20 protein-coding genes are annotated in these 17,802 nt (G+C 49.2%); 3 read left to right on the forward strand and 17 right to left on the reverse strand.

From position 1 onward, the window contains the following. Nucleotides 1–22: 22 nt before the first annotated feature. Nucleotides 23–328 (reverse strand): YuzD family protein, encoded by a 306-nt coding sequence (locus tag ACFO4U_RS06590; RefSeq protein ID WP_214683915.1) that lies wholly within the window; start codon nucleotides 326–328, stop codon nucleotides 23–25. Between the two features lie 129 nt (nucleotides 329–457). Between ACFO4U_RS06590 and ACFO4U_RS06595 the strand changes: the two genes are divergently transcribed. Then, nucleotides 458–685 carry a NifU family protein gene (locus ACFO4U_RS06595; protein ID WP_012726833.1) on the forward strand — a complete coding sequence of 76 codons (228 nt, stop codon included), beginning with the start codon at nucleotides 458–460 and terminating at the stop codon, nucleotides 683–685. Between the two features lie 19 nt (nucleotides 686–704). On the opposite strand, the gene ACFO4U_RS06600 is transcribed toward ACFO4U_RS06595, so the two are convergent. Beyond that, nucleotides 705–1,484 (reverse strand): TIGR01457 family HAD-type hydrolase, encoded by a 780-nt coding sequence (locus tag ACFO4U_RS06600; protein WP_214690694.1) that lies wholly within the window; start codon nucleotides 1,482–1,484, stop codon nucleotides 705–707. Nucleotides 1,485–1,488: 4 nt separating this feature from the next. After that, entirely contained in the window at nucleotides 1,489–1,932 is a 444-nt protein-coding gene (locus ACFO4U_RS06605) for a DUF86 domain-containing protein (RefSeq protein WP_074036381.1), read from the reverse strand. Between the two features lie 158 nt (nucleotides 1,933–2,090). Here ACFO4U_RS06605 and glpX point away from each other — a divergent pair, with 158 nt between their 5' ends. Then, on the forward strand, nucleotides 2,091–3,071 hold the full coding sequence (glpX, locus tag ACFO4U_RS06610; protein WP_159562592.1) for a class II fructose-bisphosphatase: 981 nt from the start codon (nucleotides 2,091–2,093) through the stop codon (nucleotides 3,069–3,071). Between the two features lie 44 nt (nucleotides 3,072–3,115). Here the strand turns inward: glpX and ACFO4U_RS06615 are convergent, their stop codons facing one another. The 8 genes from ACFO4U_RS06615 to ACFO4U_RS06650 form a co-directional block, all read right to left on the reverse strand. Beyond that, the gene (locus ACFO4U_RS06615; protein ID WP_215243787.1) at nucleotides 3,116–3,787 is read right to left on the reverse strand and encodes a DUF975 family protein; all 672 of its coding nucleotides are present in this window, start codon (nucleotides 3,785–3,787) and stop codon (nucleotides 3,116–3,118) included. 103 nt (nucleotides 3,788–3,890) lie between these two features. Then, a complete protein-coding gene (locus ACFO4U_RS06620) occupies nucleotides 3,891–4,196 on the reverse strand; it encodes a hypothetical protein (RefSeq protein ID WP_214690691.1) in 306 nt (101 codons plus the stop codon). Between the two features lie 158 nt (nucleotides 4,197–4,354). Then, the gene (locus ACFO4U_RS06625; RefSeq protein WP_047795125.1) at nucleotides 4,355–4,723 is read right to left on the reverse strand and encodes a YutD family protein; all 369 of its coding nucleotides are present in this window, start codon (nucleotides 4,721–4,723) and stop codon (nucleotides 4,355–4,357) included. Nucleotides 4,724–4,771: 48 nt separating this feature from the next. Further along, nucleotides 4,772–6,112 (reverse strand): bifunctional metallophosphatase/5'-nucleotidase, encoded by a 1,341-nt coding sequence (locus tag ACFO4U_RS06630; RefSeq protein WP_251125252.1) that lies wholly within the window; start codon nucleotides 6,110–6,112, stop codon nucleotides 4,772–4,774. A gap of 15 nt (nucleotides 6,113–6,127) precedes the next feature. Further along, complete coding sequence (locus tag ACFO4U_RS06635) at nucleotides 6,128–6,973, reverse strand: DUF72 domain-containing protein (RefSeq protein ID WP_047795123.1); 846 nt, start codon at nucleotides 6,971–6,973, stop codon at nucleotides 6,128–6,130. A gap of 11 nt (nucleotides 6,974–6,984) precedes the next feature. After that, on the reverse strand, nucleotides 6,985–8,166 hold the full coding sequence (locus tag ACFO4U_RS06640) for an MFS transporter (RefSeq protein WP_159562595.1): 1,182 nt from the start codon (nucleotides 8,164–8,166) through the stop codon (nucleotides 6,985–6,987). 105 nt (nucleotides 8,167–8,271) lie between these two features. Then, complete coding sequence (brnQ, locus tag ACFO4U_RS06645; protein ID WP_074036366.1) at nucleotides 8,272–9,591, reverse strand: branched-chain amino acid transport system II carrier protein; 1,320 nt, start codon at nucleotides 9,589–9,591, stop codon at nucleotides 8,272–8,274. A 204-nt stretch (nucleotides 9,592–9,795) separates the two neighbouring features. Then, on the reverse strand, nucleotides 9,796–10,068 hold the full coding sequence (locus ACFO4U_RS06650; RefSeq protein WP_214690688.1) for an acylphosphatase: 273 nt from the start codon (nucleotides 10,066–10,068) through the stop codon (nucleotides 9,796–9,798). A gap of 92 nt (nucleotides 10,069–10,160) precedes the next feature. On the opposite strand from ACFO4U_RS06650, the gene ACFO4U_RS06655 reads away from it, so the two are divergent. Next, on the forward strand, nucleotides 10,161–11,543 hold the full coding sequence (locus tag ACFO4U_RS06655; protein WP_159562598.1) for an alanine/glycine:cation symporter family protein: 1,383 nt from the start codon (nucleotides 10,161–10,163) through the stop codon (nucleotides 11,541–11,543). Nucleotides 11,544–11,578: 35 nt separating this feature from the next. On the opposite strand, the gene ACFO4U_RS06660 is transcribed toward ACFO4U_RS06655, so the two are convergent. The 6 genes from ACFO4U_RS06660 to sufC form a co-directional block, all read right to left on the reverse strand. Then, nucleotides 11,579–12,562, reverse strand: coding sequence for an L-lactate dehydrogenase (locus ACFO4U_RS06660; protein ID WP_159562599.1), 984 nt, complete (start codon nucleotides 12,560–12,562; stop codon nucleotides 11,579–11,581). A 112-nt stretch (nucleotides 12,563–12,674) separates the two neighbouring features. After that, nucleotides 12,675–14,072: a Fe-S cluster assembly protein SufB gene (gene sufB, locus ACFO4U_RS06665; protein ID WP_012726850.1), complete on the reverse strand. Its 1,398-nt coding sequence runs from the start codon at nucleotides 14,070–14,072 to the stop codon at nucleotides 12,675–12,677. Nucleotides 14,073–14,091: 19 nt separating this feature from the next. After that, a complete protein-coding gene (gene sufU / locus ACFO4U_RS06670) occupies nucleotides 14,092–14,526 on the reverse strand; it encodes a Fe-S cluster assembly sulfur transfer protein SufU (RefSeq protein ID WP_026825487.1) in 435 nt (144 codons plus the stop codon). Continuing rightward, nucleotides 14,516–15,736: a cysteine desulfurase gene (locus ACFO4U_RS06675; protein WP_031422927.1), complete on the reverse strand. Its 1,221-nt coding sequence runs from the start codon at nucleotides 15,734–15,736 to the stop codon at nucleotides 14,516–14,518. Before ACFO4U_RS06675 ends, sufU begins: the two co-directional genes overlap by 11 nt. A gap of 1 nt (nucleotide 15,737) precedes the next feature. Then, nucleotides 15,738–17,006 (reverse strand): Fe-S cluster assembly protein SufD, encoded by a 1,269-nt coding sequence (sufD, locus tag ACFO4U_RS06680; protein WP_012726853.1) that lies wholly within the window; start codon nucleotides 17,004–17,006, stop codon nucleotides 15,738–15,740. 12 nt (nucleotides 17,007–17,018) lie between these two features. After that, a complete protein-coding gene (gene sufC, locus ACFO4U_RS06685) occupies nucleotides 17,019–17,780 on the reverse strand; it encodes a Fe-S cluster assembly ATPase SufC (RefSeq protein ID WP_143180266.1) in 762 nt (253 codons plus the stop codon). Nucleotides 17,781–17,802: the final 22 nt, after the last annotated feature.

Here is a 17,802-nt window from a genome sequence, read left to right on the forward strand (position 1 = left end):
GCATGGTTCGTCCACTTGCTCACTATTTTATATGATTGACGGATCCTTGTTTCGCCTCAATTGCCGCATACACTTTTCGTAACTGAACGACCCCTTCATCAATCACTTCTCCGTCGAGCAAGACGAGCGGATAAAACCATTCATCGTCTTTAAGCGCCTGGGCAAACTCGTCCTCACTCTGTTCGAAATCGATATACTCGAAAGAAAAGGACTGCTCCGGATACTTGCGTCCGAGCGCACTTTGCAACCACTCATACGTCTCGGTCGAACTCGGTGCACCGACACAACTGGCACATTGAACCTCTGCCCCATAAACCGTGATTTTCATTTTCATTCCCCCTCGAAACCATTATACAAAAATCCTCCCCACTCCCGATGACGAAACGCTCAGCGTAAATGATTGAGAAACACTCTCAAACTTGCTAGAATAAAGTAGAACGAGAAAGGGGTAGATACCATGGAAATGTTTGATCAAGTCCAAGAAGTGCTCGATAAATTGCGTCCGTTCTTGCTTCGTGACGGCGGAGACGTCGAACTCGTTGATGTCGAAGAAGGCATCGTCAAGCTCCGTTTGATGGGTGCTTGCGGCAGCTGCCCGTCTTCAACAATCACGCTAAAAGCCGGTATTGAGCGTGCGCTCATCGAAGAAGTACCAGGCATCGTCGAAGTAGAACAAGTATTCTAAGCAAAAAGGGAGACATTCGTCATCCCTTTTTTTCATGCTTCCATTCATTTAAACTCTCAACCATATAGGTCGGGAGTTTTTCTTGTTCTTGAACAAATGCTGGACCGTGTACACCTGAGTTGACGTGAAGTGTACGGATTCCCCCATTGATCCCGAATAGAATATCTGTATGATAGTTATCCCCTACCATCACGACATCCTCTTTCGTCAATCCAATCATGTCGAGTGCAATATCAATCATGACCGGTTCTGGCTTCCCGATAAAGAATGGTTCTTTTTCTGTCGTCACCGTCAACACGGATGTGAGCGACCCGTTCCCCGGTAAAAACCCTCGTTCTGTCGGAATGGCGATATCCCCATTCGTCGAAATGAATCGGGCTCCCGAACGAATGGCGATCGCCCCTCGCGCCAACTTCTCATACGTAATGTGACGGTCGAGACCGATGACCACATAGTCCGCTTTCGGTTCGTCCGTGACGTGGAACCCACGAGATTCTAAGGCGAGTCGGAGTCCGTCTTCGCCAATCATATAGACGGTCGCGCCCGGTGACATCTTCTCAATATAAAAAGCCGTCGCCATCGCACTCGTCAAGACGTTTTCTGCCTTCACATTTGCCCCCATTGAAATCAACTTATCCGCAATCTGCTGTTGTGTCATCGAGGCGTTATTCGTGACGAATAAGTATGGGACGCCCGTAGCTTCTAACTCGTTTACAAAATCGACAGCAGCTTGAACGGGCTCTATTCCTGCATACATCGTACCATCTAAATCAAACAAATATCCTTTTATCGGTTCCATCCAATCACTCGCTTTCTGGCAAGAATGCGGACACTGGTCCAAGTTCGACCTCTAAGTAGCGACGAACTTGCGTGGAGAACGCTGTGAAGTCTTGTTTCGACGTCTTCACCCATTCATCGAAGCGGGATGCGTCTGCATCGACGAACTCACGGACATAGTATGCACGCAATCCGACGAGCGCCTTGGTGGCATTACCCGTCTTCTCATCGAGCACGCGTTCATCGAGCAGAATGTCGACAATATCCTCATAGCTACCCGGGTCTCGCATGATGAATCCGTCAATCATCGAGTTCCCTACGTCGATGACCCCTTCTATCAGGAGGACAGCCATTCGTTGTTTCGCAAGTTCTACCGTAAACGCATCTCCGCTCAGTTGGTCCGTATGTGCTAACATCGTCTCCATTTGTTCCAGTGTCTGATTAATCTTCTCTCTATTCACAAAATACATGATGATCCCCCCTGCTGTTAATACTAATCCTTTTTCGTTCTGGAGAAAAGAACCTGCCCTATTTACATCATTTATAAAAATGTGATACACTAATCAACGGATTTGAGCCATAAAAAGTATAACACATTTAATAGAGATAACGTGGAGGGTACAACACTATGGAACGTGAATTAGCATTAGAAATCGTACGAGCAACGGAAGCCGCAGCACTCGCATCATCGAAATGGATTGGACGCGGGCAAAAGAATGAAGCCGATGACGCAGCTACGTCAGCGATGCGCGAAGTTCTCGGAACAGTGAACATGGATGCGACGGTCGTGATCGGTGAAGGTGAACTCGATGAGGCACCGATGCTCTACATTGGGGAAAAACTCGGTACGACGTTCGGTCCGAAAGTCGACATCGCCGTTGATCCGCTCGAAGGTACATCCATTGTCGCAAAAGGACTCGGAGATGCGATGGTCGTCATCGCTGTTGCGGATGAAGGTGCCCTCCTCCACGCACCAGATATGTACATGGATAAGCTCGTCGTTGGGCCGAACTTAAAAGGAAAAGTCTCGCTCGATGAACCACTCGAGTCGATCATCGAAAAAGCAGCAAAATATAACAATAAACGTATTGAAGAAGTGACGGTGATCATGCAAGACCGCGATCGCCACGAACACCTTCGCCAAGCCGTCATGAACGTCGGCGCACGCGTCAAATTGTTTGAGGATGGCGATGTCTCGGCCGGAATCGCAGCTGCCGTCAAAACAAATCCGATTGATATTTTCATCAGTACAGGCGGTGCTCCTGAAGGCGTCATCACGGCTGCAGCTGTCAAAGCGCTTGGCGGAGACATGCAGGCCCGTCTTCACCCGATGAATGAAGAAGAATCTGCACGCGTCATCTCGATGGGCATTGAAGATCCGCTCCAACTCCTCACGCTCGACGACCTCGTCAAGAGTGATGACTGTATCTTCGCCGCAACAGGTGTCACGTCAGGTGAGTTGCTCGATGGCGTCAAATTCTTAACAGATGATATCGTCGAGACGACATCACTCGTCATGCGCTCGAAGACACGTACGATTCGTAAAGTCGTGGCCGAACACCACTTGTCGTTGAAGCCATACTTACAAAAAACTGAAGTCAACGCCTAATCAAAAACGCCTTGCTCAATCACTTGAGCGAGGCGTTTGTTTCTTTAAAATCCTTGTTCTGTTCCGTGCACTGGCTCATTCGAATCAATTTGCTTGTCTCGAATCGAATCGTAGAACGTCGCGTACGTCGTCGAGAAGTAAGGTCCGATGAAGAAGAACCCGATCCCGAGCGTCAAGATCCCGACGAGGAACCAACCAAAGAAGGACAAGACGAGCATGAAGGCTTCCATCTTGTGCCCATCCATAAGACGACGTGATTCTGTGATCGACTCGAGTGCCGAAAGCTCAGGCTGATCGCGCAAAATGTACGGTGTGAGTGAGTACGAGAAGGCTTTGATGATTCCCGGTACGATGAGTAACAACGTCCATAACACGAGGAATACCCCCATCACAAACGAGGTGATGACATGTTTGAAGTAACGTGTCTGGAACGGCTTGAACAGCGTTGAGAGCGAGGCTCCTTTCTCACGTGATACGTTGAGAGCAAGCCACGACCAACCGATCGCAAGTGGGGCAATTAAAATTTGCAGAACGTTCGATACAAAGCTCAAAGTGACTTCTGTCGATGTGAACGGTTCTGGCGAGTTGACGTCCATTTCAGGCGCAAACCATTGCGGAATCCCGTTAATAATGAGGAACAAGAGTGCCAATCCGGCCATCAACCACCATTTTCCTTTCAAGGCGTGTCGTGCATGTTGTTTCCATTCAGATCTCATAGTAATCCATCCTTTTTCGTAGTCTTTCTATTAGTGTACGTGAAAAGGTGACCATACGTTTCAAAAAAACATAAAAAAAGGGAAAGGAATTTTTCCTTTCCGCTTAGCGAATCATCACATTGCCTAAAAAGAACTGAGACATGGACAAGATCAACAACAGCACCCCGAGTGATAACACAAGGTGAGATGTGACTTTGAAGACACGGCCTCGCAAGAACGAATGGCCATATTCAAAGCGACGGATGATCAACACATGAAAGAGTTCAAATAGAATGACTGCCGCCGTAAAATAAAAGGTCATCATGATATGGAAACCAAAAAAGAACATGGCCAATATCCCGAGTCCGAAGTTATGAATTCGATTATGGACGTCATCCCGATCCCCGACGGTCGTTTGTACATGTTGCATCCAAATCACCTCACTATCAAAACCAAAAAACGACGAAACGATCCTTAATGACAATTTATCACATTTTTCCAACCTCAAAACCGGAAGTCACGACTTTTTACCTAAACGAAATATTTGGAAATCAAATGTAATAAAAAAAGTGCTGACTGCTCAGCACTTCACACGTTTGATTCATCGGTCTTGTTAAACTTACGCTTCAACTTCAGTTTTTGCTTCGTTCCCCCAAAGACGGGTCCACTCTCTTCTTCGTTGATTTCCGTTTCTTTTTTCAAAACGAAATAAGGACATCCAAAGTTGCAATATTCGTATACGTAGTCCATCACGTGATCAATTCGGTTCTCATAGGTCGCCAATTTAGATTGCGGTTCATAGAATCCCTTCAATCGCAACTGACCATGCCCCCAATCACCGACGATGTAATCGTACTTATCTAGCACGTCACTATACCGTGCGATAAACGCCTCTTCATCGAACCCGTCCCGTTTTTCTTCCAAGACGGTATATCCGTGGCGATTCACTCGAATCATCGCTCCCACCTCCACTCTGTTATCATAGCATGCCCTCATCGATGCACTCTATCCTTTTCGAATCACTTCATGACGGGCAACGATTGTTTCTCGTAATACATCTCGCAGAAGTTCGGGCATGAAATATCGCTTCGGTTGGTCTGCCAAATAAGGAAGAAGCGGACCGAATGTCAACATATCGACCGTTGCGACACGATATGTCCGATTTAAATCCAATCGTTCCCCCATCACATAAGTCTGACCGTCACGTTGTTCGATTTGATAGAGACTCGGTTCTCCGAGAACGGTCCCTCTGAACCCGAGACCTCTGACATGCATATTCGTGAACGTTTCTTCATTAGTATCGTGAAGGAAACGCGACAACGTTTCACCGTCCAATGTCAGCACACAAGGGTTGATTGGATGCGGACAGATCCGATGCAACATGTTGAGCGTCACCCCACCCGGTGCAAGGCCTTCTAGCACAACCCCAGATGGAATAATCCCAACATCCGCCGCACACCATTCGACCATCCCTTCGACGAGTAGGTCACCAAGTGGAGAAGGTCCGAACCAATCGGAGGCGTATCCATCCGTCTCTGCAATCGTGACATCAAGAAGGCGTTCGGCATCTGCCCCTTCTGTGCGCAACAACGCCAACGTGTCTGGACTATCCGATTGCTGAGACAGTTCGTGAAGGCGCGCTTCTTTCGATACGATTCCTGACTCGCCAAGCGTCAGTGTGACTTCACCGACGTACTTCCCATATTTTCCGGCCTGTGCAATCAACACACCGTTCGTCATCACACCTTCATCTAAAACATGATGTGTATGCGCACCGAGAATCACATCGATTTCAGGAAACATTTCAGCTAATCGCTCGTCTCCAAAGAACCCAAGGTGACTGAGCGCGATGATGACATCACAATGCGCCAACTGTTTCAGCGCTCGCTCCGCCGCCTCGTAAGGCGATTCAATCTGCCAGCCGAGCTCTGGGTATAACTCTTCATATGGAGCGGTCACACCAAACAGGCCGATTTGGAAACCATCTTTCTCAAGAACGAGCGTCTCATCGACCCAATTCGGTCGTGACCCGTCTGCTTCATATACATTCCCAAGTAAGATGGGAAATGTCGCTTCGTCATACAGTTCGGCTAGCCAATCATGAGGAAAAGTGATCCCTTCGTTGTTTCCGATGGTGACCGCTGTCGGACGGAGTTGCTCGAGCAAACGAACATTCAACTTTCCACGTGTCACTTCGGTCGCCGGGTGGGTGCGGTCGGCATGATCTCCTAAATCAAAGTACAGCGTGTCGTCAGTCCGATGTTCTTCTAGAAATGAAACAAGTTTCGGCCATTGGTCGAACTTTGAATGAAGATCGTTGTAATGAAAAATAGACAGTGTCGTCATGGCCATCCCTTCCTTCTAAAACAAACTGATTTGTCTCGGCGCGAGTTCATATTCAAGGCCAAGAATCTCAATGAGTCGCTTTGCATTCGGTGCTGCATCCCCAGCCGAGTTGTTGTTAAAGTATACATACACGTCTTTCGCTTCACGGTCAATCTCACGAAGTGAGGTCGCCAATTCTTGCAATTCTTCCTCGCTATACCGGTACAGACAGCGAACATGCCGCCATTCTTGACTCGTCATTCCAGGTTTTTTGAGCCATCCTGACGTATTGCGTCCATGCAATCGAACGACCGCAACATCAGGATGCGTCACGACCGGTACGAACGGGATGCTGCTCTCTTTCGTTTGCGGTTCATCGCAAATCGTGTTGATGAACCGCTGCTCCTTCAAAAATTGAAGCGTCCGGTCCCGGAACGCTTCTGAGAACCAGGTCGGATTGCGAAACTCGATGGCAATCTCGTAATCTGACAGCTCGGCACGAAGCGTTCTCAAATAATCCAGGTGTGGCTTTGACACATCGAACCACGGCGGCAATTGAACGAGCACAGCCCGTAATTTCCCCGCTCGTTTTAACGGATCGACCGAGACGCGATAACGCTCAAACAGTTCAATCAAAGGCGTTTTCGGCTCACGATCATGTCCGCTCATTTCCCTGGAAACTTTCACAACGAATTGAAAATGATCCGGTGTTTCCCCATCCCATTTTTCGAAATTTTTCACAGGTTGAATCGCATAGAAGGTCGAGTCGACTTCAACAGTCGGGAAATGTCCCGCATATGTCGATAATTTATGTTTTCGTTCTTCTGGGGTCGTATACAGCAAATCGTGGTCACCCCATCCGGTCACACCTACATAGATCATAGCGTCCTCCTTTACGATTCTGAAATGGCGGCCGCTTTCCGTTTCGACCAGTTCCATGTGCCCATGTATGTGACGAGCAATAGGACGAGTCCCATCATGAACGGATAGCGCATATCAATATCAAAGGCGATTCCAGCCAATGTCGGCCCTAAAATATTCCCAATACTCATATAAGCGTTGTTCATCCCCATGGCAAGACCTTGCTCGTTTCCTGCAAGTTTCGACACGAGCGTGTTCAACACCGGTCGTAAAATAGATGTCGATAAGAAAATCACGAGTGTCACTGCGAAGAAGAGCATATACGTACCAGCGAACAAAGATAACAAGAAGCCAAATGAGGCGAGCGCGATGAAAGCAAGTACGACCTTGGTCTCACCCAACCATTCGACGAGACGGTCCACCGCAAACAATTGAACGATAACACTCACAATCCCCGTTCCGGTTACCATGATGGCAATCTCTTGTGGTGTCGCACTGAACATCTCACTGACATAGAGCCCAAGTACCGATTCATACGCCATCAGACCAAACGCCATGACGAGGTTGATGACCAATACGAAGAAGTACGGTTTTCGCGTCGACATGACCAGCTGCGTCGGTAAAGACTCTTTAATCTTAGGCGCCACGTATGGAGCACGGTCAGGCTCCTTGAGAAGAAGCACAGACGAAATGACAGCGATAAACGATACAATCGCTGAAACAAGCAACGGTGTCTTCAAGCCGAATTCAGCGAAAAAGCCACCAATCCCTGGTCCCACTACAATTCCAAGCGACATTGCCGCGGAAATATAACTGTTTCCTCGAGCTCGTTGCTCGAGTGTCGTGATATCTGCCACATAAGCGAAGATGGCAGGAATCAAAAGCGCTGCACCAACACCCCCGATGGCACGAGAGACGAGAAGAATCGTCAAATTATCTGATAGATAGAAGACTCCCATCGAGATGGTGAATCCGATCAGACCGAGGATGATCATGAGTCGGCGGCCGTGGACGTCCGCCCATTTCCCGGCAATCGGTGACATGACGAGCTGGGCACCCGCAAATACGGAAATCATGAGTCCGGCGGCTGTCCCTCCCTCGCCAATCATCTTTAAGTAATCCGGAATAATCGGGATGATGATCCCAAATCCGGCGACGGCGATAAACATGTTCAACATGAGAATCGCCAATTGATTTTTTTGTTTTGTCGTCAACGAATGTCACTCCCTTTTCATCTTTCCATTTTACTGTTTGAGCTCACATCCAGGCAAACAATAAGACAGAAAAAAGCCCATCCTTGACCAAAGGATGGGCGAGACTTATGAGATGCGTGATTGAGCGAGTGATTCTTGTGACGTTCCTTTCGGAAGAAGAAGCGTGATCGCATAGACGATCATCGTCGGAACTGCCCAGGCAAGTCCGATATCCGCCATTGGTAAGTTTCCAATCCAAGAAGTAACCGCAGAAGGCTGGATGCCGTTCCACGTTTCAAAGAACGAGAGAACGAGCGCCGTATAAATCGTCGCTTTCATCGCCACACCAGGGTTTCGTTGAAGACGTTCCGTCACCGATACGAGCACGAGTGCGATCATGACCGGATAGAGGAGCGTGAGAAGCGGCACGGCGATTTGAATCAACGAACTCAAACCGACGAGTGAGATCATGAATCCAAACAACGTTGTCGCGATGACGACATGATGATATTTGAGAGAATCAAACTGATTGCTGATGAAGCGTGAGAACTCTGAGATGAGGCCAACTGCTGTCGTCAAACAAGCGAGGAAGACCGCTAATCCGAGTGCGAGCATTCCGACTTGTCCGTAAGACGTACCTGCGAACGCTTGGAGAAGGCTTGCGCCACTCGTCGTTCCTTCTGCGACTGTCATATTCGCACCGATTGAACCGAGCGAGATATAGACGAGCATCAAACAGGTAACGGCAAGCATGCCCGCAGAGCGAAGAAGCGAAGACGCTTCTTTTTGGTCACTCAATCCATTAGCTTTCAACGTGACGAGGACGATTGCCCCAAAGACGAGGGCCCCGAATACATCCATTGTCAAATAGCCTTGTTGGAAACCTTGGCCGAGTGCACCCACCCATGTCTCAAATCCTTCCGCTGGAGCTCCCGGCTCCCCGAGTGGCGAGATGAGGTTTGTGATTCCAATCGCTGCAAGCAAGAACAAGAGGATTGGTGTAATGATGCGCCCGATGACTTCAATCAACTTTTGAGCACGAAGCGTCAAGAAGAACGTCAACCCGAAAAAGACGGTCGAACTCATCGCGAGTGTCAAAGTAGAAGGAGCATCGAGAAACGGAACGAGTCCCATTTCATACGTGACAGCAGCCGTACGCGGGATTCCGAAGAATGGTCCGATAGCCACATACATCAATCCTGTCAAGATAAGCGCGAGACGCTTTGGAATATAACGAGCAATTTGGTCTGTCCCGCCGCCGACCCGAGCGACTGCGAACAAAGCAAGAAGCGGTAAACCGACACCCGTAATGACGAACCCGATCATCGCCGGTACGAGGTTTTCCCCCGCCAAGGCGCCGAGCTCAGGTGGGAACAGCAAGTTCCCGGCCCCAAAGAATAAAGCAAAAATCGTAAACGCTAACGGGAACAATGTCGATTTTTTCATACAACTACCTCCATACACTTGATATTCCGAACGACTTAACAAAAAAATAATAACTAAATTTTCTGACAATATATCGCTTGGTCTATTTCATTATACACACTTCCTATCGTTTGACCACCCTATCTCCAAAATTCGAGGTTTAATTTTTTGAAATGTAGATTTCACAAAAAAATCTCCCTTTCACATGTAAGGAGATGTAAGCGGTTAATAGCGTATGTCGAACGAGCGAAATTCCTGATCGTTCGCTTCCGTCTCTTCGATTCGTTCGACACCGACAAAGCGATTGCCATCCTTCAACGTCTGCTCGAAGGCGTCGATTTCTTGCTCGGTTCCTTCTGCATGTAGCTCGACTGTCCCGTCACTTAGATTGCGAACCCATCCTTTGATGCCGAATCGTTGCGCGGTCTCCTGTGAAAAAAATCGAAACCCCACGCCTTGGACACGTCCAGATACAATCAAACGTTTAGCAACTCTCATTCTATTTTCCTCCTTTATTTTGTCAAAGATGTTTAGAGGTCCTTACTTTAGGAAACAGTATTTAAGTAAAATAATGGAATTGGAGTGGTTGTATGAATGAATTTATTACTCTTGTCACGAACGTTTCCGACTGGCTTTGGGGCGTACCGATTATCTCGTTACTCGTTTTATCCGGTATCTTCCTCACCATCAAGCTCGGTTTCTTTCAGTTTCGTTACCCCATCTACATATTCAAGCAAACATTCGGCAGCATTTTCAAAAAGCCGAAAGGTGAAGGCGACATCAGTCCGAGACAAGCGTTGACGTCAGCCCTCTCTTCAACAGTCGGGGCCGCGAACATCATCGGTGTACCTGCAGCGATTATGTTCGGGGGACCGGGTGCCATCTTCTGGATGTGGGTCATCGCTATCATCGGCATGGCCATCAAGTTCTCAGAGAGCGTACTGGCCGTGCACTATCGTGAGAAGAATGATGCCGGCGAATTTGTCGGGGGACCGGTCTACTACATATCAAAAGGACTTCGTTGGAAGTGGCTCGCGACGTGGTTCGCCTTCGCTCTCATGATCGAACTCATTCCGAGTATCATGGTACAAGGAAACGCTGTCAGCTCGGCAGTCCGTGAGACGTTCAATGGGAACACGCTCATCACGGGGATTGTCGTCGCTATTCTTGTGGGCATCATCGTCTTTGGCGGACTGAAGCGCATCGCGAAAGTCACCGAGATCGTCGTCCCTGGCATGGCACTCGTCTATGTCGGAGCCGGACTCGTCATCGTCTTGATGAACTTCTCTGAGATTCCAAACGTTCTCAGTCTCATCTTCTCTTATGCATTCGAGCCGATGGCCGCGTTCGGTGGGTTTGCCGGTGCCGCCGTTGCTGAGACGATTCGTTGGGGCTTCGCCCGTGGACTCTATTCAAATGAAGCCGGTCTTGGAACGGCACCTATTGCCCACGCCGCGGCACAGACGGACCATCCGGTGCGCCAAGGGTTCTGGGCCGTCATCGGGATCGTCATCGATACGCTCATCATTTGTAGCACGACCGCATTCGTCGTCTTGTCTTCAGGTGTCTGGACGGCAGACGGAGCGATGGATGACCCAGCAGCGTTGACGACGATTGCTTTCAATGAATACTTCGGTTACACGGGAAGCTTACTCGTCACCATCTCACTCATCTTCTTCGTCCTCTCGACCATTATCGTCATCATCTTTTACGGCTCGCGACAAGCCGAGTACTTATTCGGTTTGACGGCAGGAAAAATCATGAAGGCCGTATATATCGTCTCGATTGTCATCGGTTCGATTGGAGGCGCTCAGATGATTTGGAACTTCCTAGACTTGATGCTAGCGATGATCCTCATCCCGAATATGATTGCCGTCTTGCTTCTAAGTGGTGAAGTGAAACGATTGACAACCGAGTTCTTCACATCCGAGAAGTATTACAAGAAAGATATCGCCGAAGAAGAGGCGTCTTAACCAACAATCCGACTGCCTAAGCAGTCGGATCTTTTTTAGGATGCGGGCTCGACTTTCTCAATCCCTGCTTTGATAGTTTGTACCGAGGCGTCAAACTTCTGTTGTTCTTCGTTCGTCAATTCAATCTCGATGATCTTACGAATGCCGCTTCGGTCAATCAAGGCTGGTACGCCAATATGCACGTCACTCGCCCCGTACTCGCCGTCTAGGTGAGCGCCAATCGTCACGACGGAGTTTTCATTTCGGACGATGGCCCGGATGATGCGAAGCAAGCCGACCCCAATCGCATAATAGGCGGCGTTCTTATGCTCGATGATCTGGTAAGCAGCGTCGCGTACGTCCGCATAGATCGCTTCTAAGTCTTCGAACTGATATTTCTCGTTCTCCGCCAATAGTTCATCGATACTCTTCCCATAGATGCGTGCGTTGTTCCATGCGACAAAGCCCGTATCCCCATGTTCACCCATATAGTAGGCGTGGCAGTTTCGTGGCGATAGTTCGAAATAGTCTCCAAGTTTGTAACGGAGTCGTGCTGTATCGAGGACCGTCCCTGAACCGATGACGCGTTCTTTTGGTAAACCAGATGCTTTCCAGGCGACGTGTGCCATCACATCGACCGGGTTCGTCGCGACGACTAAAATGCCGTCGAACCCGCTCTTCATCAAGTCTTCGGTCACGGTGCGGACGACCTTGGCGTTTTGCTCGACGAGGTCCATCCGTGTCTGCCCAAGTTTTTGTGCGGCTCCTGCCGTGATGACGACGATATCTGCGTCTTTACAATCCGAGTAGTCCCCTGCCCAAATCCGGACCGGTGTCGGGGCGAATGAGATCCCATGATTGAGGTCCATCGCCTCTCCTTCTGCCTTGGCATGATTCGAGTCGATTAAGACGAGCTCCTCGCAAAGCGCAGCCGTGGATAATTGATAGGCGAAACTGACGCCGACCCAACCGGCACCGATGACGGCGATGCGAGTGATGTCTTTCGGGTCAATCTCATCTTTATGCGGAATACGTGACATGTGTATCCATCCTTTCTATGATTCTTTCTCTTTTTTAGCATACCCTACATATGGCAACGACATAACAAAAAAAAACGGACTCCTTTTTACAGGAAATCCGTCATTCAAGCAATTATCCAATCGAACCTTCCATCTCGAACTTGATGAGACGGTTCATTTCGACCGCATATTCCATTGGTAATTCTTTTGTGAATGGCTCGATGAAGCCCATTACGATCATTTCTGTCGCTTCTTCTTCCGAGATTCCACGGCTCATGAGGTAGAAGAGTTGCTCTTCTGACACTTTTGAGACTTTCGCTTCGTGCTCGAGCGACACTTGGTCGTTCAAGATTTCATTGTACGGGATCGTATCTGAAGTCGACTCGTTGTCCATGATGAGCGTGTCACACTCGATGTTCGAACGTGCGCCCTTCGCCTTACGGCCGAAGTGGACGATTCCACGGTACGATACTTTTCCGCCTTGTTTCGAAATCGATTTTGAGACGATAGACGACGACGTGTTTGGTGCGAGGTGAATCATTTTAGCGCCAGCGTCTTGGTGCTGTCCTTTACCAGCGAGGGCGATTGAGAGTGTCATCCCACGTGCGCCTTCCCCTTTCAAGATGACAGCTGGGTATTTCATTGTGAGTTTCGATCCGATGTTTCCATCGATCCACTCCATCGATCCACCCGCTTCACAGACTGCACGTTTCGTTACCAAGTTGTAGACGTTGTTCGCCCAGTTTTGGATCGTCGTGTAACGGCAATATGCATCTTTGTTGACGAAGATCTCAACGACCGCTGAGTGAAGCGAGTTCGTTGTGTAAACCGGTGCCGTACATCCTTCGACGTAATGAACCGATGCGCCTTCGTCGACGATGATGAGCGTACGCTCGAATTGACCCATGTTTTCCGAGTTGATGCGGAAGTAGGCTTGGAGCGGTTGCTCAAGTTTTACGCCTTTTGGTACATAGATGAACGAGCCACCCGACCAAACAGCTGAGTTAAGGGCCGCAAACTTGTTGTCCGTCGGCGGAATCAACTTCCCGAAGTACTCTTTGAAGATCTCTTCGTCTTCTTTGAGGGCTGTGTCTGTATCTTTGAAGATGACACCTTTTTCTTCGAAGTCTTCTTGCATGCTATGGTAGACAACCTCAGACTCATACTGAGCCGAGACACCTGCCAAGTATTTTTGCTCTGCTTCTGGGATACCGAGCTTGTCAAACGTACGTTTGATTTCTTCTGGTACCTCATCCCATGAGCGTTCTGTCTTTTCAGATGGTTTGACATAGTACGTGATTTCGTCGAAATCAAGTGCCGAGAGGTCTCCGCCCCATGTCGGCATCGCCATCTTGTTGAAGTGATCCAACGACTTCAAACGGAAGTCGAGCATCCATTGTGGCTCTTCTTTCATGCGTGAGATCGTCTCTACGATTTCTGTCGTCAAGCCACGGCCTGAACGGAAAATCGAAACGTCCCGATCATGGAAGCCGTATTTATAATCGCCAATTTCCGGCATGTTCTTTGCCATATCGGTCTCCTCCTTCTCCTTACGCGTCCTCGTCTACTCCTTTTTCAAGCGCCTTCCACGCGAGCGTGGCACACTTGATTCGAGCCGGGAATTTCGATACGCCTGAGAGCGCCTCGATATCACCGAGGTCAAACGTATCCGTGTCGTACTCTTTGCCTTGAACCATTTCAGAGAAGATGTTGGCGAGTTGAAGCGCCTCTTCTACTGTTTTTCCTTTGACGATTTGGGTCATCATCGATGCCGAGGCGAGACTGATTGAGCAGCCTTCCCCTTCAAACTTCGCATCTTTGACGATGTCGTCTTCGACCTGTAGTTGAAGACGAAGCGAATCCCCACACGTCGGGTTGTTCAAGTCCACCGTCACGCCATCTTCGATGACGCCACGGTTTCTTGGGTTTTTATAGTGATCCATGATGACCTGGCGGTACAACATGTCGAGATTATTAAAACTCATAATTGAAATACTCCTTCGTTTGACGTAATCCCTCGATGAAGCGGTCGACTTCTTCTTTTGTGTTATACAAATAGAAGCTCGCCCGTGCCGTCGATGATTGCTTCAAAAGACGCATGAGTGGTTGTGCACAGTGATGACCGGCACGAACCGCGATACCTTGCATGTCGAGCACAGTCGCGAGGTCGTGCGCATGAACGTCCTTCAAGTTGAACGTGACGAGACCGACGCGATCTTCAGGACCGTAAATCTCGATCCCTTCAATCGTTTTCATCTGCTCGATTGCGTAAGACGCGAGTTCACGTTCGTGTGCTTCGACGTTTTCAAGACCGATTTCTTCTAAAAAGTCGATGGCAGCCGCAAGTCCGACCGCTCCGGCGATAATCGGTGTCCCCGCTTCGAAACGGTACGGGATGTCTTTCCACGTCGATTCATACAAATCGACATAGTCGATCATCTCGCCACCGAACTCGACCGGCTCCATGTTTTTGAGGAGTTGTTTCTTCCCATATAAGACACCGATTCCAGTCGGTCCGAGCATCTTATGTCCAGAAAAGGCGAGGAAGTCACAGTCGAGTGCTTGGACGTCCAATTTTCGATGCGGTGCACTTTGTGCGGCATCGACGACCATGACAGCACCTTTTTCATGCGCGAGTCGAGCGACTTCGGCAATCGGGTTAATCGTCCCGAGTACGTTCGAGACGTGGCTCATCGCGACGATTTTCGTCCGGTCCGATAACACCGCTTGAACGGCATCCAGTGTGACCCGTCCGTCCGGCGTGAGCTCGACGTATCGAAGCGTCGCGCCTTTACGTTTAGCGAGTTGTTGCCACGGAATCAAGTTCGCATGGTGTTCCATCGGGGTGAGGACGATTTCGTCGCCTTCACCGACATTCGCATCTCCGTAGCTCGATGCGACCAAGTTGATGGCCGTCGTCGTTCCACGAGTGAAAATGATTTCTTCAGGAACCGCCGCATGGATGAACGAGCGGACGCGTTCGCGTGCTCCTTCATACGCATCCGTCGCTTGCGTCCCGAGCGTATGGACGCCACGATGCACGTTCGAATGGTTGCGACGATAATAGTCCTCGATCGCCTCGATGACAGCGAGCGGCTTTTGTGAGCTCGCCGCGCTATCAAGATAAACGAGCGGGTGTCCATTGATTTCCTGATCTAAAATCGGAAACTGTTCACGAATCGAGGCGTTCAACATCTTAACGTACTTTCCCTTCGATGACTTCGCGGAGACGGTCTTTGACCGAATCGATTGCGAGTTCTTCGACGACAGGCGTCAAGAATCCGTGGATGATTAAACGCTCTGCCTCTTGGCGAGACAAACCACGGCTCATCAAGTAGTACAATTGAACATCATCGACACGGCCGACTGATGCCGCGTGACCTGCCATAACATCATCTTCATCGATGAGAAGAATCGGGTTGGCATCCCCACGAGCTTTTTCAGAGAGCATCAAGACGCGCTCTGTTTGCACACCGTTCGATTTTGACGCACCGTGGTGAATCATCGATGTCCCGCTGAAGATCGCAGTGGCTGCGTCTTTTTGGACACCGTGAATCAAGATGAACCCTTCAGATGCTTTTCCGAAGTGGTCGGTACGGATGTTGAAGTTTTGTTTTTGTGCACCGCGACCGATTGTCACAGCTTTTGTATCCGAATACGTGTTGTCTCCGACGAGGTGAGTCTTCGTCTCAACGACCGAGTTCCCGTCGTTCATGTGACCGAGCGCCCAATCAAGACGACCGTTCGCATAGACGACGCCGCGACGGTTCATGAACGTAAGTGCAGATTCAGCGAGTTGATCGACACCACCGAAGACGACTTTTGCGTTCTCTCCAGCGAATACTTCCGTCACGACGTTGACCGTGTGCGGTTCGTTCGTACCAGAAAGGAAGTTTTCGATGTATGTCACTTCACTGCCTTCGTCAGCGACGAGGATCGTGTGGTGATAGAGGGCACCGTTCGCCTGTTCCATCGTGAAGATCGCTTGAAGCGGATCTTTCAATTGTGTGTTTTTCGGTACGTAAATGAACGCCCCACCGTTTGTGAGGGCAGCGTTCAGCGCCGAAAGACGTTCTTCATCGACACGTACGCCTTCCGTCATGAAGTATTTCTCAACGAGCTCAGGATGTTGCTCCATCGCTTCTTTGATTCCCATGAACAAGACGCCTTCTGGCATCGACAATTCGTTATAGACGACATGACCATTGCGTTCAACGAGCACGTTTGTCCGGTGGTCTCCGAGGAGTGATTCGATGTCAGCTGTCAAACCGTCTTTCGGTCCGAGATTGACATCACCCGCTGCGAAGTCCCACTTATCAATTTTAATCTTTTCAACTTTTGGCAAAGCAAGTGTCGGCGCAAGTTCTGCTGCCTCTTTACGACGGTTGACCATCCATGCTGGTCCGCCGAGCGCTTCTGCACGTGCCGACAACGCTTGTGCATCCAATTCAAATTGTACGGTCATCGTACAGCCTCCTTACGCTTCTGTGTCTACTGTCATTCCGAGTTCTTGCTTCACCCAGTCGTAACCTTCTGCCTCGAGTCGTTGTGCGAGCTCTTTACCACCAGACATGACGATTTTCCCGTCCATCATGATGTGTACGAAGTCTGGCTCGATATAGTTGAGGAGACGTTGATAGTGCGTGATGATCAAGCAGCCGAACTCTTCTGAACGCATTTCGTTTACGCCTTTGGCAACGACTTTAAGGGCATCGATATCAAGACCTGAGTCGATTTCATCCAAGATGGCGATGTTCGGTTGAATCATCATCATTTGAAGAATTTCGTTACGTTTCTTCTCACCGCCTGAGAATCCTTCGTTTAAGTAACGGTGTGCCATTTCTGAAGGGATTTCGAGAAGTTCCATCTTCGCATCGAGTTCACGGATGAACTTCATGAGCGAGATTTCTTGACCTTCTTCACGACGTGAGTTGATTGCTGAACGCAAGAAGTCCGCGTTTGTGACACCACTGATTTCAGCCGGGTACTGCATCGCAAGGAACATCCCTGCTTGTGCGCGCTCGTCGACTTCCATCTCGAGGACATCTTCGCCGTTTAATTCGACGCTTCCCCCAGTGACCTCATAAAGTGGATGACCCATGAGTGCTGATGCGAGTGTTGATTTACCAGTCCCGTTCGGACCCATGATGGCATGAATTTCGCCACCTTTAATTTCTAGGTTAAGACCTTTGACAATCTCTTTTCCTTCGATTGAGACGCGGAGGTCATCAATTTTCATTTGTGGTACGTTAGACATTCGG

It is taken from the genome of Exiguobacterium profundum (genome assembly GCF_042652865.1).
In the GTDB taxonomy this organism is placed as follows: Bacteria; Bacillota; Bacilli; order Exiguobacteriales; family Exiguobacteriaceae; genus Exiguobacterium; species Exiguobacterium profundum.

Coding starts and splice junctions, on each gene's coding strand:
- brnQ (WP_074036366.1), bottom strand. CDS start 9,591: ATGAAAAAATCGACATTGTTCCCGTTAGCGTTTACGATTTTTGCTTTA.
- ACFO4U_RS06625 (WP_047795125.1), bottom strand. CDS start 4,723: ATGATTCGAGTGAATCGCCACGGATATACCGTCTTGGAAGAAAAACGG.
- ACFO4U_RS06635 (WP_047795123.1), bottom strand. CDS start 6,973: ATGATCTATGTAGGTGTGACCGGATGGGGTGACCACGATTTGCTGTAT.
- ACFO4U_RS06620 (WP_214690691.1), bottom strand. CDS start 4,196: ATGCAACATGTACAAACGACCGTCGGGGATCGGGATGACGTCCATAAT.
- glpX (WP_159562592.1), top strand. CDS start 2,091: ATGGAACGTGAATTAGCATTAGAAATCGTACGAGCAACGGAAGCCGCA.
- ACFO4U_RS06675 (WP_031422927.1), bottom strand. CDS start 15,736: ATGTTGAACGCCTCGATTCGTGAACAGTTTCCGATTTTAGATCAGGAA.
- ACFO4U_RS06660 (WP_159562599.1), bottom strand. CDS start 12,562: ATGTCACGTATTCCGCATAAAGATGAGATTGACCCGAAAGACATCACT.
- ACFO4U_RS06605 (WP_074036381.1), bottom strand. CDS start 1,932: ATGTATTTTGTGAATAGAGAGAAGATTAATCAGACACTGGAACAAATG.
- ACFO4U_RS06615 (WP_215243787.1), bottom strand. CDS start 3,787: ATGAGATCTGAATGGAAACAACATGCACGACACGCCTTGAAAGGAAAA.
- sufU (WP_026825487.1), bottom strand. CDS start 14,526: ATGAGTTTTAATAATCTCGACATGTTGTACCGCCAGGTCATCATGGAT.
- ACFO4U_RS06630 (WP_251125252.1), bottom strand. CDS start 6,112: ATGACGACACTGTCTATTTTTCATTACAACGATCTTCATTCAAAGTTC.
- ACFO4U_RS06590 (WP_214683915.1), bottom strand. CDS start 328: ATGAAAATCACGGTTTATGGGGCAGAGGTTCAATGTGCCAGTTGTGTC.
- sufD (WP_012726853.1), bottom strand. CDS start 17,006: ATGACCGTACAATTTGAATTGGATGCACAAGCGTTGTCGGCACGTGCA.
- sufB (WP_012726850.1), bottom strand. CDS start 14,072: ATGGCAAAGAACATGCCGGAAATTGGCGATTATAAATACGGCTTCCAT.
- sufC (WP_143180266.1), bottom strand. CDS start 17,780: ATGAAAATTGATGACCTCCGCGTCTCAATCGAAGGAAAAGAGATTGTC.
- ACFO4U_RS06595 (WP_012726833.1), top strand. CDS start 458: ATGGAAATGTTTGATCAAGTCCAAGAAGTGCTCGATAAATTGCGTCCG.
- ACFO4U_RS06655 (WP_159562598.1), top strand. CDS start 10,161: ATGAATGAATTTATTACTCTTGTCACGAACGTTTCCGACTGGCTTTGG.
- ACFO4U_RS06600 (WP_214690694.1), bottom strand. CDS start 1,484: ATGGAACCGATAAAAGGATATTTGTTTGATTTAGATGGTACGATGTAT.
- ACFO4U_RS06650 (WP_214690688.1), bottom strand. CDS start 10,068: ATGAGAGTTGCTAAACGTTTGATTGTATCTGGACGTGTCCAAGGCGTG.